The following is a 17,632-nucleotide window of genomic DNA, read 5'->3' as shown; positions in this document are numbered from 1 at the left end:
CTTGCGGGACTTCTAAGTCACTCTGCACATTTAGCAATTAGTTTTATTTGTTAAAAATCCACTGAAAATATTGTCTCAGTGGATTTAAGCTTACTATTTTTGTAATACATCTTCTATAATGTCTACATATTCTGAAAAAGTTTGTCTTTCTTCTTCACTTAACTGTTCATGCTCACTTAGTTTGACAAAGTGCTTTTGAGCACTTTCATATTTTCCCATATTGAGGAGAATTATTGCATAGCTATGCAAGACCTCAGGATTTTCTGGCTGTAATGAATATGCATTGGAAATAGTTTCTTCACTTTTTTCCACTTCACCTAGTTCATGATAAATAAAACTTTTTTCTATTAAAATATTTATTTTATCTTCGTCGTTTATTTCCAGTGCCGTTTGATAGTTACTTAGGGCTTTATGCAGGTAGTCTTCTGCGTTGTTATAGTCTTCTTGTGATATATAATAACTGGCTGCATCAACTTTTAAGCTTGCTAATTCAAGTATCTTTGTATAATCATTAGGATCCTCTTCTAAAGCAACCTTAAGTTCATCTAAATGTTCTTTATACGCCATTTGAGGCTGAGAACTAAACATCCCTATTGTAGGTGGAGCCATAACACCTGCTATCATGATTGCAGCTACGGTAGCCCCTATAATCTTATATATTTTTTTATTTTTATTCATTTTAAAGCTCCTCCTTTTTAATAACAGAAAAAATAAGATTTTTTAAGATATTCGTTGTTATACTTCTTTGTAAGAGCCCAAAGAATCTTTTTTACTTTTTTAACATCTCTTTGCTTTAAAGTATCAAAAAAACGCTTTTTTTCTGACTGTGTTGCTTGATTTTTAAAATATCCCCATATATGTTCTGCAGCATTGGCAAAAGAACCGTAGTTTATGGGCATAAGAATTGCTTTATCCACTATTTTATAGAACTCTGTAATATTTATATCACTATTTATTACTTTACTACACTCTTTATACAGCGAATAGTCTTTTTCCATAACAGCATACTTGTATAAAGCCCAAATATCTGTACGGTGTTTAACTGACAAGCCATCGTTAACTAGATTTTGACATTTTAACACAGATAACTCTTTGTCTTTAACCTCCAGCATAACATCCACATTATAATTTTTATATTTATTATAAAACTCAATAAAATCTTCACTGCTAATAGTTAAGGAATGGGAACCAATCTTTTTACCTTCTGCTTGATTTGAGTAATGGACCTTAGGTACGCCATCTTTTTTAGACCATGTATTTACTGATTTTTTAAACCAATAGTATTCATTTTTCTTTGTAGGACTATTGCAACGATGATGAAATAAATCAAATATCACTGGTATATTTGCATGATTAGCAACCTCTAAAGTATCAGCTATATCATAACTCTTATCATCATTTTCAAGCACTAACCTACTTAAAACATTTTTAGGCACTTCTGACAAGATATCCTTAAGCCTGGCCATTGATTTTAGCTTATCATTGTATACTCCACCACAATGAAGCACAACTTTATGGGTATAATCCAGTTCCATCTCATCCAAAAAACGGCAATGATAAACGAGATCATTCATAGCCTGTTGCCGCACTTTTTCTTTGGGGGAATTTAAAACCGTATATTGACCCGGATGAAATGATACTCTTATTTTATTTTTCTCTATGATTCCTGCTATTTCTCTTAAATCGGGCTTAAAATCATTTGCCCAATTAAACTTATTATCTGGATGACTACCAAAAGGTATTATGTCAGAACTTATGCGAAACAAAAAAATATCATGCTGTATGTTCCAAGTTAATATATTTTTTAACCCTTCTATATTTTGCTGTGTAGTTTGATAGAAACGCTCCTTTGATAAGTTGGAAAGGCGAAAACTTTTGTTGGTCCTTTCCTCTATAGAAAAAGGAATACATGCATATCCTAGCTTCATATTATCCCACCTCAATAATTGACATTACCATTATATCAACTATATCAATATAGCACAAACTTTAAAATTACATTAACTAAATTTAGACATTTGCTAAAAAATAATTTTTTTAAGGGTTTCGTTTATTTTTATAAAATTTTATAATAGTTATTATAAATACCATTTTTTAAAGGAGCTGATTTTTTTGATTAAAGAAGTTGATTTTAACCAATATTTAACTGAAATGACTAATCAACTGCCCAAGGGTGCCTTTGTCACCACTAAATATGGTGATCAAACCAACACTATGACTATTGGTTGGGGGTCTGTAGGAATTTTTTGGGGTAAGCCTATCTTTACCTTAGCGGTGCGCTACTCACGCTTTACTTATGAGTTGTTAGAAAAATCTGGTGAGTTTACCATTAGTGTCCCTCTTAACTCAAATCTAAAAGATGAACTTGCATTCTGTGGCACTAAATCTGGAAGAGATTATGACAAATTTAAACACCTATCATTACAGGCCGTAGACGGACAAAAAGTTAACGTACCAGTTATAGGCCAATGCAATCTCCATTACGAATGTAAAGTTGTATACCAACAGGCCATGGAACCTGCTTTGGTACATTGGGACATCAAACCCCGTTACTATCCTAAAGCAAACTATCACATCATGTACTATGGTGAAATTCTATCTAGCTACTTATTAGACTAAATAATAAATAATTCATTGCGCAGCAAAAGCTGGCTCCTAAACAATGTAGGAGCCAGCTTTTGATTGTTTAAACCTCTTCAAGATGCCTTTAACAACTTTTGAGAGCTTATTGTTTGGATTCAACTAGTTCCTTCGACATCCGGTTGTTATTTATCTCTCCAAAAATCCGGCATTAGAAGAATAAATACCGTAAACAACTCCAACCTACCAAAAAGCATAAAAACAGAAAAGCAAATGCTTTATGAATTAATTATTTTACCAGTACAGTGCCTAATTTTCAATCATTAGTTTACTTTAGTTTTCAGCATTTCAACAAGTTTACTCTTTACCATAGAAAAAAACTAAGTCCCCCTCTAAAGGGACTTAACATTAACTATCATATGTTCATTGTTTTTTGTACATTAGTTTGTTTGATGTTAAAAAACTTAATTTTTATTTTGTTTGACTTTTCTGCCAAACCAGTATATATTGATAATATAATCTTTTTAAAAAGGAGCTTTGCTTAAAAAAATATGTTCATTAAGTGTTCTTAATATCTCATCAAATTAAATAACTGGCAAAAAAGCGAACTACCTACAGGATATCTATGTCCTTTTTGCCTTTTGTTTATAGATAAAAGAACACATGCCATGAACATATCACTTACGCTTATTTAGGTTGTGCTTTGGGCACAACTTTAACTTTAAGCTGTAATGGGCTGTGTCCCGTTACAGCTTTTTTATTTGAATGGAGGTTTTATTTATGTATAAATTAATATCACTTTCAAACGTTGGTGTAGAGTTTGGAGATAAAACGGTACTAAAAAACGTTACTTTCGACGTGTTTGAAAACGATAAGATTGGCATTGTCGGTAAAAATGGCGCCGGCAAAACTACCTTGATAAAAGCAATCTTAGCAGCTATCTCACCTACTTCTGGTAGTATAAACATAATGGCCGATAAGTTAATTATTGGGTACTTAAAGCAGATTACAGATTATAACAATATAAATACTGATACGGAGATAATTCAAGAGAGCATATCTAACTTTTATCAAACCACCAGCGAAATAAAGGTCGGAGAAAAGGTTAAAGTTGATTTTGAACAGCTTAGCGGTGGCGAAAAAACTAAAATAGCATTGGCAAAAGTCCTTTGCAAAAATCCAACTCTGTTAATTTTAGATGAGCCCACGAACCACTTGGATTTTGATGGAATAAACTGGTTGATTGATACTTTAAAGACCTATAACGGCACTTTGCTAGTTATATCCCATGATCGATTTTTTCTTGATAAAGTAACTAATAAAACTATAGAAGTGGACCGTGGCGAGGTAAAAGTTTTTCAAGGAAATTATTCTGCCTATAAAGATCAAAAGCAGCGTCAAACTTTGGAAAATTGGAATTGCTATTCAAAGCAGGAGAAGAAAAAGAAAGAAATAAATATGGAAATTAATCGACTAAAAAACTGGTCAAATACATCGTGGAGCAAAGCAGGAAAGCAATCTGATATGCGGGGAACAAAGGCTCATTATCGTAAAAGTGCAAGAAAAATAGATGATAAAGTAAAGTCCAAAATAAAAAAGCTTGAAAAAATTGATTCAGAGGGAGTGGAAAAGCCCTGGGAGGAGGGACAGATAAAGTTTGATTTTGCCGCTGATTTCAAAAAAAACAAGCGTATATTAGAGGTCAGTAACTTATCAAAAGGATATAGCGGCGATGATTTGTTTAAAAATAGCTCTTTTTATTTAAACCGCGGGGAAAAAGTTGCACTTATCGGCCCTAACGGTTGTGGAAAAACAACTTTACTAAAACTTATTAATCAAACTGAGCAGCCAGATAACGGTACGATATGGATTAGTCCTTCTGCCACATTTAGTTATCTGTCCCAAGATGTAGCTGATTTAGAGGAGCATATTACACCCCTTGAGTATCTCAACGCTAAAAGCGGCCGCAGACAAAGTATAGCTCAAACAACTTTAGCTAACCTAGGTGTTGATTCAGCGGCTGTAACAAATCAAATTAAAAACTTGAGCATGGGTGAACGGACAAAGGTAAAACTGGTGAACATTATATTAAATTCCTGCGATTTTCTAATTTTAGATGAGCCAACTAATCACTTAGATATCGCAAACAAAGAACAATTAGAACAAGCGTTAAAAGACTTTAAAGGAACTCTTATTTTAGTCTCCCATGACCGCTATCTTGTGGAAAACACATGTGATATTGCTTTAGAAATTAAAGATAATAAGATTATTAAAAACCTTTCTCCGTGGAAAAATCAATCAAAGCACTCACAGCAACAAATGGATAAAGCTCTTGTAGAAACTAAAATCTCAGAAGTATTAAGTAAGCTATCAGACTCGCCCCCTGACAGCGTAAAGTATCAACAATTAGACCAACAGTTTAAAGAGTTGGTAAAGCTTAGAAATAATTAAATTAAAACAACGTTAGTCTTCAACCTCCCACCCAACTGATCTGATACCCGATTCTAAACTTATCCTGCTAGCTATCTTCTCCATTGTGGAGTGACATTTCATTATACTTGTAACCCTAGCTGTAACCTCAGCCGACTCTGTCATATCAACATCTTCACTCTCGAGGTTGGTAAGGGTTATATCCTCCCCTTGAAGCATATGAATCAACAACGCTCGTACATGAAATTCTTCTTTTTCTAAGCAGATAACTCTAAGTTTATATACTGTTTCAAAATCACTAATTGATCTAGGTTTATCTTCAAACCTTTGGATAACATGGCGCAAATAAACATTTGCTAACAGCACAAACACTGTACCAACTATAGCCTCAAATAAGAATCCGGCACCTGTTAACACTCCTATTGCAGCAGAACACCAGAGAGTAGCGGCAGTGTTCAATCCCCTTATGTTAGTACCATCCCTGATTATAACGCCAGCTCCTAAAAAGCCAATTCCCGAAACAACTTGAGCTGCCATTCTTGTGGGACTTGATTCACTTTCTATTACCATAGATAATGTTACAAATAAAAAGGCCCCTAACGAAACTAATACGTTTGTTCTCATTCCTGCCATACGTTGCCTCTTTTGTCTTTCAAAGCCAATAATTCCTCCTAAAATAAAGGCTAGAGCGATGCGCATAATAAAATGAAAAATATAAATGTTATGTTGAAAAAACTCCAAAAAAAACATAGTTTTGCCTCCTTAACTCTTTTTTTGCCCCCTTAACTCATTATATAGATAAGCGGTAATAGACATACTAGTCTATCACCGCTCTTTTTTACATTTAATGTCCTAAGAAATGGGTAACTAGGAAAAAGTAAATTGCAAGCCCTGATATATCCTTAATTGTTGTGATAATTGGATCCGATCCTGCTGCTTGGTCAAAACCTAACTTATTTAAAAGGAACGGTATAGCAAAACCTAACGCTGTTGCTAGGGTAACTGTTAACGCTAAAGCAATTCCAACTGCAAATCCTATTCCAGGGATTTGTTGCCAAACCTCTGCGATAACTCCAGTGACAATACCCAATAACATTCCCATGCTTGCTCCAATTCCTACCTCTTTTGCAAAGTGTTTGGAGAACCTCTTGCGATCAATCTGACCTAAAATAAGTGCTCTTGTAAAAATTGTTGACGATTGGGTACCTACATTCCCCCCCATATCCATTACTACTGGAATAAATATAGCCACAGCTGCAATTGCCTCTAATGTTTCTTCAAAGCTGCCAATTACGGCACCTGCTGTCAAACCACCGATTAGTGTTATAATTAAAAATGGTAGTCTAACCTTCCATATCTGAAGTACAGTTCCGTTAATCATTCTTTTACTTCTATCTACCTCATTATCAGATGTAGTAAGACCTGCTTTTTCAAAAATATCCTCAGTCGCTTCATTTTCAAGGACTTCCATAGCATCATCAGCAGTAATAACACCTAACAACCTACCCTCTTTATCAACAACAGGCAGTTCTATTAAGTCAGCCTTTTGTAATAGTCGAGAAGCCTTTTCTTGGTCTTCAGATGTATAAACGCTATAAACATTAGGTTCCATAACATCTTCAATTTTATCTTCTTTGTCTGCCACTATAACATCCATTAAAGAAACGTAACCAACAAGTTTCCTTTTTTTATCAGTTACAAAAATAAAGTGAAAATCTTCAATATCTTTATATCTTTCCTTAATTTTTTTGACAGCTTCTGTCACTGTCATAGTACCATTTAATTTTAAAATATTTGGGTTCATTATGCGGCCCGCAGTTTCTGGCTCGTACCCCAAAATATTAGCAGTTTTATCTCGCTCCTCTTTTGACAACGAAGACATTAAGCGGTTGGCAACCTTTGCCGGCAACTCATCTAATAACTTTGCCCTATCATCAGGTTCTAGCTCATTTACGAACTCATTTGCCCTTTCATCTGTCAAAAGTGCTAAAATCTGTTGTTGATTATCAATATCCATTAGTTCAAAAGCGCTTATAGCATTATCTTTATTTAGCAAGCGAAAAACAACTGCCTTTTTATCTCCTTCAAGCTGGTCAATGATAGAGTTAATATCTAAGCTGTTATAACTGTTAATAACATCCTTTAATGTAGATATTTCATTGTTATTCAGTAACTCTAAAACTTTTTGAAATTTCATTTTTATCTCCTCCTTCTTTTTTATTGTTTCCAAATCCTAAAATTATAAGTAAAATAACAATCTTCATCTACCATAAAATAACCACCTCCAACAAAAAACGACCCACGAAGGGGTCGTTTAAACGCACATAAAAATACAGCTTTGCCTTACCCTTCGTTCTAGCTTTGACACTAGAAGACGTAGATTCTAATCAGAATCAGCTACATTATGCAAATCCTTAACTCGGAAGTGCCTGTTCTACCCATTGGCGTCTCTGGACATTTCTGGGCAGTAGCCTGTGTTCTTCTAGGAGCCTCACCTAACGATTTGGCCTATATTAATTTTTCCACTTATGATTGTAGCACTTCAAAATTTATATGTCAAATACTTTTACTATAAGTTATTTTCCTTTAGCTTTATGCAGCATACGGATGTATGGAGCGTCAAATCCCATTTTTTCATAAAGCTTAATAGCCTTTTTATTGCTTTTTTCTACGTGTAGCGAGAGATTGCCGTCGGTAACCTCTACTGCTTTTGCTAGTAATTGGGTAGCAATACCCCGACCTTTAATAGTCTTTTTCGTAGCAATATATCCAAGATGATACTTGGCAGAAAAATGTTCAAATCCGGTGTTAACGATAATTGCTATCCCTGCTAAATCCTTGTTATGGTATGCAAATAGTAGATGCCCTTTATCTGAAGCATTTTCCAGGGCTTCATAAATTTCTTCTTTGGGGTCTGTGTACTCCATTAACCAATCGTGAATTAAATCCACTATCTTATCATCTGTTACATCTTTATCCTCTTTTGTTACCGCATCTATCTCTACATTTGCTTTTCCATCATTCAACAAAATTACGTGAGCTCCATCTGATAACTTTCCTTCTTTAGCTTGTTTAATAAATCCAGCTATGGGAAATCCATTGGTGGTATTTAACTTGATGCGCTCTAGCTTTTTAAACATAGAAACATACTCAACCAGTTCCTCATCGGATACCCCCATAATTCTACCATTTGTATCATAAATGGCATTTAAAGCATCTTGTGCTACAGAGCTATTTAGGTTAACCAAATGCCTATTGTATTTACTTGCTTTAGCTTTAATTTGATTTTGACTAACGATTTTTTCTTTACCTTTTTGATATGACTCTAAAATTACATTACCTTTATCTGTTGTGCAACTATAAAGCTGAGGCATTTTTTTTATGTGGTCATGTATCCAAAGCTGTCTAAAACCTAGATGTAAACCGGAAACTGAAAATCCATAACTCATCTGTGAAAACACTGTAGTAATTGGCCCTTTTGCCTGTGCGCTCAGCTCACTGGCTATATATGATAAAGCTGACATGTTTAAAACATTATTTTCCACTCCAGGGTTGGCATTGTACCAATTATTTTCTTCTGCCAATTTGTTACTGTGGTCTACACTTTCTGTTATGTTTTTACCATATTCTATCAACTTGATATTAGGCTGATTAAGTATATTCTTTTTTGTTGCTTTACTATTTTTAGGAAGCACAAAAACTAAATTTATATCATAGTACTGACATAAATAAGCTAAAGAATTGCCAAGTCCATAAAAACTTCCAAAGCAAATAGTGTCTTTCCCAAAATCTAAAGCATCTTTGATAATCAAATATGCAAGTCTATCCTCACGGTGTCCAGAAGGATTGCCTCCCTCTAATTTTAAGTAAATTTTTGAAATCCCCAGTTCTTCTTCCAATTTTTTAGCTCTTATCAACGGTGTTTTTCCTACTCGACTTTTAAGAATATTTTCTTCACTCATAGCATACCTCCATTTTTATGTAATTTATGGTTTTTACTATTGTAACATAAATTTTTAAAAGTATCATACTTGATTTATTATTGGATTCATTATTATTATTTCACTAATTTTTAAAAATAATAAAAGAGATGATTGTTAACCATCTCTTTTATTCTATGCTCCATCTTTTAAAAATTTATATTGGGCCATTGTTAGTTTAAAATAATTTCCTCTTTTCTCCATCAACTCGTTATGTTTGCCAGTTTCTATTATCTGTCCATCATCAATTACCATAATTCGATCTGCACCCCTAATAGTGGACAGACGATGAGCAATTATAAAAGATGTTCTCCCTTTTAACAATTTTTTCAATCCTTCTTGCACCATTTTTTCTGTATAGGTATCAATTGAAGAGGTGGCTTCATCTAAAATTAAAATCTTAGGATCTGCTAATAAGGTTCTTGCAAGGGCCACAAGCTGCCTTTGTCCCATTGATAAACCTGCTCCCCTCTCATGTACATCAGTGTCATAACCATCTTTTAATTTTGAGATAAAGTCATGAGCATGAACAGATTTTGCAGCACCAATTATTTCTTCATCTGTGGCATCTAATTTCCCATACCTAATATTTTCCTTTATACTTCCAGAAAACAAAAAGGTATCTTGAGTCATTATTCCCATCTGACTTCTTAACGATTCAATGGTCACGCCTTTAATGTCATACCCATCCACCAGCACCCTACCCTCTGATGTGTCAAAAAACCTTGTTAAAAGGTTTACAATAGTTGTTTTCCCTGCTCCTGTACGTCCTACTAACGCAATAGTTTCTCCGGTATCTACTGTAAAATTAACTTTTTTCAACACCGTTTCTCCATCTTTATCATATTTAAAAGTTACGTCTTTAAACTCAACCTTCCCCTTTATGGGTGGCAACACTTTTGGATTTTGACAATCCACTATATCTGGTGAAATATCCATAATTTCAAAAATCCGTTCAGCCCCTGCAAGATTAGTTATTAACGAGTTATAGAAGTTACTTAGATTGTTTATCGGTCGCCAAAACATTCCAATATATCCGCTAAAGGCCACTAAATCACCTGGAGTTATTTCTCCAACATTAATAAGATTTATGCCATACCAAAAAATTATAATTGTTCCTACACCCCATGATAATTCAACTAAAGGCCAAAAACATGCCGATACCTTCATTGCTGACAAAAAAGACTTTACAGATGTTCTAGATAAGTCATCAAAAGTCTTGCTAGTATGTCTTTCTCTGGCAAAACTTTGAACCACTCGAATACCAGAGTAGTCTTCATGTATAAAGGCATTTAAATTAGATCTTTTTTGCCTATACTTTTGCCATCGCTTTCTAGCTATAGTTTGAATAACAAACATCGAAATCACAAGTGCTGGAAGAAGTACAAAAGACATAACTGCTAGTTTAATGTTCATAGCAAGCATTATTATTATAACAACAATCAACATAATAATATCGGGAATCAAATTATTAATACTTTGGTTAAACAACTGCTTTAATGAGTTTACATCACCAATTATTCTTGAAAGTATCTTTCCTAACGGCCTGTTATCAAAAAACGAAAATGATAATCTCTGGATATGATTAAACAGTTGCTGCCTGATTTTTTTTAATACCCCATTAGAAACTTTTGCCATTATTTGTACTCTGTACCTAGAACAAACCATAGCTACGATATTTGCGCTCACAGCTGCTACACCAAGATATACTAACCCTATTGAATTAGACCTCTCAATAAAAAAATCTATAGCAAGCTTTAAAAGAAAAGGGTTCATAACCTCAACTAGCACAACTACCATCATTAATGTCATTGTTTTGATGACTGCTAGCTTATGAGGTGATAAATAACTAAGCAACCGCAACACTACCTTAAAGTTTATCGATTCCTTTAATTTTTCATCTTCTCTAAAGGTGTTTCTGCTCATTTATATCACCTCCTGCGTCTGGTTCTCTATATCCTTAAACTGCTCTTTATATATTTCATAATATTTCCCTTTTTTGTAAAGCAAACTAGAATGATTTCCTCGCTCCACAACTTTTCCATCTTCAATTAACAAGATTTCATCGGCATTTTTAACTGCTGAAATCCTATGAGCAATTATAAACTTAGTTATTCCTTTTCTATTATCCACAGCTCTTTGTATATTAAACTCTGTCTCCATATCCAATGCCGATGTAGCATCGTCTAATATTAGTATTTTACTTTTTTTAAGCAAAGCCCTAGCAATTGAAACCCTTTGTTTCTGTCCCCCCGACAACCCTACTCCTCTTTCTCCAACTACCGTATCATAACCAACTTCCATTTCATCTACGAAATCGCTTACCATAGAATCTTGACAAGCTGATTGAAAGTCCTTTTCTGTTGTCGATTCAACACCAAACTTGATATTGTTTTTTAAAGTATCTGAAAAAAGAAAAGTATCCTGCATAACTACAGATAAATTTGCCCTTAGTTCATTGAGCTCTCTATCTTTAACATCAACGCCATCTACCTTAATGCTTCCTTGGGTGCAGTCATAAAATCTACCTATTAAATTTATGATAGAGCTTTTTCCAGAGCCAGTTGTACCCATAATAGCAACTGTGGACCCAGGTTTTGCATCTATTGATATATCTTTTAAGATATATTTCCCTTTGTGTTTAAATGAGACATTTTCAAAAACAACATGACCGTTTACATTTTTAGGTTGCTTAGGATTATCAGGACTTTTAATGTTAGGTTTAATATCCATTATTTTAAAGATTTTTTTTGCTGACGCTTGACATTCTGCTAGCACATTAGTTAACCACCCCATTAGTCTCAAAGGCCATACAAGCATCATCGCATAGCCATTAAATGCTACCAAATCACCTGTGCTCATTTGGCCACCAATGACAAAGTTTCCACCTACAGTTACTACTAAAACTAAAGTCAGGTTGCTTAAAAACTCAAGTATTGGATTGTATTTAGAAACTATCTGAGCATTTTCTAAATTATATTGGTAGTATTTGTCGTTTTCTTTTAGAAATTTTTCAATTTCGTATCTTTCTCTAGCAAATGCTTTAACAAGTCTAATTCCAGCTAAGTTTTCTTGAGCAGCTGTGTTTAACGTAGCATTTTGATCGCTTATTTTTTCAAATGTATTCCCCACCTTTTTTTCAAAAGCAAAGGCAACTTTTGCCATAATCGGCATTACTGATAGGGTTATTATTGCTAACTGCCAATTATAGCTAAACAGCATTATCGACGCTAAAGTAAAGTACACTATATTTTCCACCATAAATCTTATAATAAATCCTAATCCCATCCAAATTTTATTGACATCTTCAGTTGTTCTAGACATTATTTCACCGGTACTAATACCATCAAAATAATTAAAAGGTAACCTCTGTATATGATTAAATAAATCTTCTCTAATATCGATGCTAGTTTTAGCTCCAGCTACTTCAAAAAGATATTCACTAATGTAAATAAAAATTGCTTTTCCTAAAGTTATGATTAATAACGCCATAATAAGGCTATTTAGCATTGACATGTTACCTTCCTCTATAACATCATCTATTATACGACCAATAATGTATGGTTGAATTAAATCCAGTGCTATAAAAGTAAGCATAGCTAGCAATGGAATTAAAAATAACACTTTATACTTCAAAACATATTTTGCAACTCTCTTCAAGTTTGCCCCTCCTTTTCTTTCTACCCATTTTCAAGAGGATAAAAGTACAAAAAAAGCCATAGGTATCCCATGGCTTTTTAAACATAAAAAAACATGGACATTAAGCCCATGTCTCCATATTATTTAACAGTGAGTACTAATAATCGCTATCTTTAAAATGGGCAGGGCTAGACAGTAATATTTTATTAATTAAAATACCAGCACGTAAAATTTTCATCTTCCCTACCTCCTTTTGATTTTTTGTTACCATTTTATAATAATTCAATTTTTTACAATTGTCAACAATTATTAAACTTATTTAATATTTATTAGAGCCTTCTAAATTCAGAAGGCTCTATAATAAGCAATTAGCTAGAAATTTGATTATGTTTTGGCCACTTTTTACCTGTAAATATAAACAAGGTTAAAACTGTTATAGCGGCAACAATTCCAACAGGATATGATATAGAAGTTGCTAGCTTAAATCCTTCTTCCGCTTGCAGGATATAAGTCACCGAAACAGCTGTCATAAAAGTTGCAGGAACTGAAGCAACCCAGTGAAGTTTATCATTGACATAAAGGTAAGCAGCAGAGGCCCAAAGCATAAACATAGCTAAAGTTTGGTTTGACCAAGCAAAGTATCTCCAAATAACATCAAAATCAATAAATGTTAAAGTAAACCCAACTGCAAATAGTGGCAGTGCCACTATTAACCTTTTTGCGATAGGCCCCTGCTTGTATCCAAAGGCATCTGCTATGGTTAGCCTAGCGCTTCTAAAAGCAGTATCACCTGATGTTATTGGCGCTGCTACCACTCCTAACATTGCTAAAACACCACCAACAACACCCATTAGTTCAGTGGAAATCTCTCTAACAATAGGAGCTTGGTTTCCCCCAGCTTCTCCCAAAGCCAGTCCCAAACCTTCAGTTCCTCCAAAGAAAGTCATTGCTGCAGCTGCCCAAATTAAAGCTATAATACCTTCAGCAATCATAGTTCCATAAAAAACTTTTCTGCCATGTTTTTCGTTACTAACACAGCGTGCCATCATTGGTGATTGAGTTGCATGAAACCCACTAATAGCACCACAAGCTATCGTTATAAATAAAAGTGGCCAAATGGGAGCACCTTCTGGATGTAAGTTTTCAAAAACTAGCTCTGGAATTTCATACCCATTTGCAAATAAACCAATGGCTATACCTCCAGCCATTATTAAAAGGGCTGCACCGAATAAAGGATAAACTTTACCTATAACTTTATCAACAGGCAGTATGGTAGCTATAAAGTAATAACCTAAAATTATCATAATCCATGTACGAGCTGCAATGCCAGTTAAATCTGCCAAAATCCCTGCGGGACCTGCCATAAAAACTGTACCTACTAAAACTAGCAATACTACAGAAAAAACTCGCATGATTTTTTTGACGTTGTCACCAAGATAAATACCTATAATCTCTGAAGCACTTGACCCCTTATGCCTTATAGAAAGCATCCCAGAGAAAAAATCATGAACAGCTCCAGCAAAAATGGAACCTAACACAATCCAGATAAACGCCGCAGGGCCCCACAATGCACCTGCTACAGCACCAAATATTGGGCCTAGTCCCGCGATATTTAAAAACTGAATCAAAAATATCTTTTTCCAGTCCATTTCAACGTAATCCACACCATCAGACATTTGTTTTGCTGGGGTGGGATTATCCTCTTTGACACCAAAAACTTTTTCTACAAATGCTCCATAAACAAAGTATCCTAAAATTAATAATGCAATAGAACCTAAAAATGTATACATTGTTTAGCCCCCTGTTAAAATTTTATAATTTTATCAATTACATTATAAAACTATATTTTTAAAAAAAGGGGATAATTTCTTAAGTTGCAAAAATCTTAGGTTTACTTGCAAAAATTCAACCTTATTAACAAGTATTGGGTCAGGAGAGTCCTAATTCTTTCTTAAAGTTTTGGAGATAGCTACGACTTACCGGTATTTTCATCTGTGTATACTTTTCCATTTTTAGATTAAAGGTGCTATTAAACCAAGGAATTATTTCAGAAATTTTTTCTAAATTAATAACATAGCTTCTATGAGTTTTTATAAAACTTTTAGGTTCTAACTTTTGTTGTACATCCTTAAGAGTTGTATGGTCAAAAAAAATCCCTTTGTCTGTATATATCTTTACCTGTTTTTCATCTACTGTAATAAAAACTATTTCTTCTGGAGAGATGACATGCATTTTTTCACCTTTCCAGAAAGTTAATTTCTGAGGATAGCTTTTTTTAACATCTCGTTCTTTTAATATTTTATTTAAAGCTTTATTTACAGCCTTTTCAACCCGTAACTGTGAAAAAGGCTTTAACAAATAATCCACTGCATTTAGCGAAAAGGCCTTTACCGCATACATGTCATAAGCAGTGGCAAAAATTATTTCTATATTTTTATGGTCAATAATTTCAGCTAAATCAACACCACTTTTATCCTTTAACTGAATATCCAAAAATAACAGATCTATATCTTTATGATTAACTAAGTCAAAAGCATCTTCAAAATTATCAGCTTCGTAAGCTATATCCAACTCTCGACGATGAGATAACAGAAATTTCAGTTCTTCCCTTGATGGCAGTTCATCATCTATGATTGCTACTTTTATTTTATCCATGCTTTAACCTCCTACTTGATTGCAAAGGAATTAACATTGATATTTCAGTAAACTTTCCTTTTTCGCTATCGATACTCAAACTGTAGCCTTCTCCGTAAAGGTTTTTAAGCCTATCATCTACATTTACAAGTCCTATGCCAGATTCAGTTTTTCTTTGTTGGTGCATACTGGTATCCATTCCCACACCGTTATCCCATATTTTTATAAAAAGATTATTATCCTTTATTTTACTGGAAACTCTAATTTCGCCTCCTGCTTTTTTAGGAAGTAGCCCGTGTTTTACGGAGTTTTCTACCAGTGGTTGCAAAATCAAAGAGGGAACCATATAACTTTGGGCTTGATTTATATCATAACGAATGTCCAGTTTATCGCCAAAACGAGCCTTTTCTATAGCAATATAGGACTTAACATGCTTAATTTCCGTTTGAAGTGTAACCATTTGCTGTGCTTGATCTAAATTTTTCCGAAAAAAATCTCCTAAATGAATAAGAAGTTCTCTAGCCACATCGGGTTTTATCCTTATATAAGAAACTATCGTATTTAAAGCATTAAACAGAAAATGTGGATTGATTTGAGCTTGTAAAGCGTTCAGCTCTGCCCGTGCCAAATCTTGTTTTTGCTTTTCAATATTGCTTAGCTCTATCTGAGTTGAAAATAGCTGAGCAAGCCCGGTAGCAAGCTCTACTTCAATCGAAGAGATACCATTGCTTTGGTCGCTAAAAATAACAAGAGACCCTATGCTGCGATCCCTATTTTTTAAAGGAACCATTATTGCAGAATTCAAGCGACATGATTTGTGCCCACAGTGAATATCCATTTTTCGGCCCGCAACTTTACTTGTTCCTGTTTTAATCACTTCTTTCGCCATACGAGTTCTAATAGGCATCCCTGGCTTGTGATGGTCCCTTCCAGCACCTTCAAAACCGATAATTTTATCTTTATCAGTTATCGCCACTGCAACAGCTTGGGTGTGTTTATGAATAATTTTAGTTGCTTCAGCTGCTGAGTAGTTATTTAAACCGTGGCGAAAGAAAGGAAGAGTTTGATCGGCAATCTTTAACACCATTTGAGCTTGTTTTGATGCAGTTTTTTCCCTTTCTCCATAAATATTTTGTATTACCATAACAAATAAAGCTATCCCCAGTGAGTTCATTAAAGTCATTGGTATTATAATTATCTTAACCAGCTCTAGGCTATCAGCAAAAGGCCTAGCTATAAGAAGAATCATCGCCATCTGAGTTAGCTCAGCTACTACTCCAACTTTAAAAGCAAAAGATGCTTTAACAGGCTTAACAGCTGCTTTGTCATGGGCATATCCCCCGATAAACCCTTCTACTACCGTAGCCAACCCACATGCTAAAGCTGTAAATCCACCGATATCTATTGCATACCGGTGTGCTCCAGCAATAATTCCTGCTCCAATACCAACTATTGGTCCGCCCACAAGCCCCCCAGCAATTACCCCAATAACTCTAGCATTAGCTATCGCTCCTTTTACCGGAAAGCCATTATATGTGGCTAAAATGCCAAACAACCCAAATATTAAAGCTAAAATAAGTTTGCCTTTTAGTCCCACTTGCCTATGCTTTAATAACAATCTATTAAAAATAGGTATTTTAGTTAATATGAAAGCTAACATAACAATTATGGCTACATTATTAATCATACTTTTTAGCAATTGATATACAGTTATATCCATACAAACACCCCTTTATCATTTAAAGGAAATTTGAATAAAATATAGCTATTGCTAAGCAATAGCTATGAGGCAAGTTTACTTTTGTTTAAGATTGATTCTTTTGATTGTAATAAAAATTTCACTCTGTTTTTTTGAAACATTTTTTTGTTGATACATCCATTGGATAAGTAGTATATAGGCACTTGAGAAAGGTATTTCATCCACCTATAACATACGTTTGTAATTATTTTTTCTTCAAATCCCAACCGATAAGTTCCCTTTGTGAGCATTGTCACACCTACAACGGCTTTTATAGTTTCGCATTTGGGATGGGATTCTATAAAATCAGCCAATCCGGGCATAGCTTGTTCCACTTCCTTATAAGCATGCATTCCTTTTCTAATCGGCGAATTAATAGTAGAAAGTTCCTTGATAAACTTTACATTGTGTATGTGTATTTTAAGCAAAAGATCATTCTTTTTAATAATGGTACCATCTTTTAAAGTTATATCAGATCCCCAGTGTTTAACAAAGCGAGCCCGTATTATAGAATCCTCACCATTTTTTTTGATGCTATACAAACCCATAAGTTTAGCATAATATATGTCTAATTTTCCCCACACATTTATCACAAATTTTTTCATAACAGACCTCGCTTTACAAATTAAGT

At 34.2% G+C, this 17,632-nt stretch carries 13 protein-coding genes and 1 riboswitch; of the genes, 2 read left to right on the top strand and 11 right to left on the bottom strand.

The genetic code is table 11. The annotated features are described in order from the left end of the window. Positions 1–93 precede the first annotated feature (93 nt). Together PRVXT_RS04515 and uvsE are read right to left on the bottom strand one after the other, a co-directional pair. Positions 94–678 carry a tetratricopeptide repeat protein gene (locus PRVXT_RS04515; RefSeq protein WP_350344483.1) on the bottom strand — a complete coding sequence of 195 codons (585 nt, stop codon included), beginning with the start codon at positions 676–678 and terminating at the stop codon, positions 94–96. A 17-nt stretch (positions 679–695) separates the two neighbouring features. After that, on the bottom strand, positions 696–1,928 hold the full coding sequence (gene uvsE, locus PRVXT_RS04510; RefSeq protein ID WP_350344482.1) for a UV DNA damage repair endonuclease UvsE: 1,233 nt from the start codon (positions 1,926–1,928) through the stop codon (positions 696–698). A 184-nt stretch (positions 1,929–2,112) separates the two neighbouring features. Here uvsE and PRVXT_RS04505 point away from each other — a divergent pair, with 184 nt between their 5' ends. After that, positions 2,113–2,619, top strand: a complete 507-nt coding sequence (locus PRVXT_RS04505; RefSeq protein WP_350344481.1) for a flavin reductase family protein — start codon at positions 2,113–2,115, stop codon at positions 2,617–2,619. 741 nt (positions 2,620–3,360) lie between these two features. Beyond that, entirely contained in the window at positions 3,361–5,031 is a 1,671-nt protein-coding gene (abc-f, locus tag PRVXT_RS04500) for a ribosomal protection-like ABC-F family protein (RefSeq protein WP_350344480.1), read from the top strand. 12 nt (positions 5,032–5,043) lie between these two features. On the opposite strand, the gene PRVXT_RS04495 is transcribed toward abc-f, so the two are convergent. The 9 genes from PRVXT_RS04495 to PRVXT_RS04455 all read right to left on the bottom strand — a co-directional run bounded on the left by PRVXT_RS04495 (position 5,044) and on the right by PRVXT_RS04455 (position 17,606). Continuing rightward, on the bottom strand, positions 5,044–5,760 hold the full coding sequence (locus PRVXT_RS04495) for an MgtC/SapB family protein (RefSeq protein ID WP_350344479.1): 717 nt from the start codon (positions 5,758–5,760) through the stop codon (positions 5,044–5,046). Positions 5,761–5,854: 94 nt separating this feature from the next. Continuing rightward, positions 5,855–7,207: a magnesium transporter gene (gene mgtE, locus PRVXT_RS04490; RefSeq protein ID WP_350344478.1), complete on the bottom strand. Its 1,353-nt coding sequence runs from the start codon at positions 7,205–7,207 to the stop codon at positions 5,855–5,857. A 141-nt stretch (positions 7,208–7,348) separates the two neighbouring features. After that, a riboswitch (M-box (ykoK) riboswitch) is annotated at positions 7,349–7,520 on the bottom strand. 66 nt (positions 7,521–7,586) lie between these two features. Next, entirely contained in the window at positions 7,587–8,972 is a 1,386-nt protein-coding gene (locus PRVXT_RS04485) for a pyridoxal-phosphate dependent enzyme (protein ID WP_350344477.1), read from the bottom strand. Positions 8,973–9,125: 153 nt separating this feature from the next. Beyond that, on the bottom strand, positions 9,126–10,916 hold the full coding sequence (locus PRVXT_RS04480) for an ABC transporter ATP-binding protein (RefSeq protein ID WP_350344476.1): 1,791 nt from the start codon (positions 10,914–10,916) through the stop codon (positions 9,126–9,128). Continuing rightward, on the bottom strand, positions 10,917–12,650 hold the full coding sequence (locus PRVXT_RS04475) for an ABC transporter ATP-binding protein (RefSeq protein ID WP_350344475.1): 1,734 nt from the start codon (positions 12,648–12,650) through the stop codon (positions 10,917–10,919). Between the two features lie 347 nt (positions 12,651–12,997). Next, the gene (locus PRVXT_RS04470; RefSeq protein WP_350344474.1) at positions 12,998–14,419 is read right to left on the bottom strand and encodes a carbon starvation CstA family protein; all 1,422 of its coding nucleotides are present in this window, start codon (positions 14,417–14,419) and stop codon (positions 12,998–13,000) included. A gap of 139 nt (positions 14,420–14,558) precedes the next feature. Continuing rightward, complete coding sequence (locus tag PRVXT_RS04465; protein ID WP_350344473.1) at positions 14,559–15,284, bottom strand: LytR/AlgR family response regulator transcription factor; 726 nt, start codon at positions 15,282–15,284, stop codon at positions 14,559–14,561. Continuing rightward, on the bottom strand, positions 15,277–16,983 hold the full coding sequence (locus PRVXT_RS04460) for a sensor histidine kinase (RefSeq protein WP_350344472.1): 1,707 nt from the start codon (positions 16,981–16,983) through the stop codon (positions 15,277–15,279). The genes PRVXT_RS04465 and PRVXT_RS04460 overlap by 8 nt, the downstream gene beginning before the upstream one ends. Positions 16,984–17,045: 62 nt before the next feature. Then, positions 17,046–17,606, bottom strand: coding sequence for a YkoP family protein (locus PRVXT_RS04455; RefSeq protein ID WP_350344471.1), 561 nt, complete (start codon positions 17,604–17,606; stop codon positions 17,046–17,048). Positions 17,607–17,632 lie beyond the last annotated feature (26 nt).

The organism is Proteinivorax tanatarense, from assembly GCF_040267685.1.
In the GTDB taxonomy this organism is placed as follows: domain Bacteria; phylum Bacillota; class Proteinivoracia; order Proteinivoracales; family Proteinivoracaceae; genus Proteinivorax; species Proteinivorax tanatarense.
The sequence above is the reverse complement of the archived record's forward strand: the minus strand, read 5'-3'. Positions and strand labels throughout refer to the sequence as shown.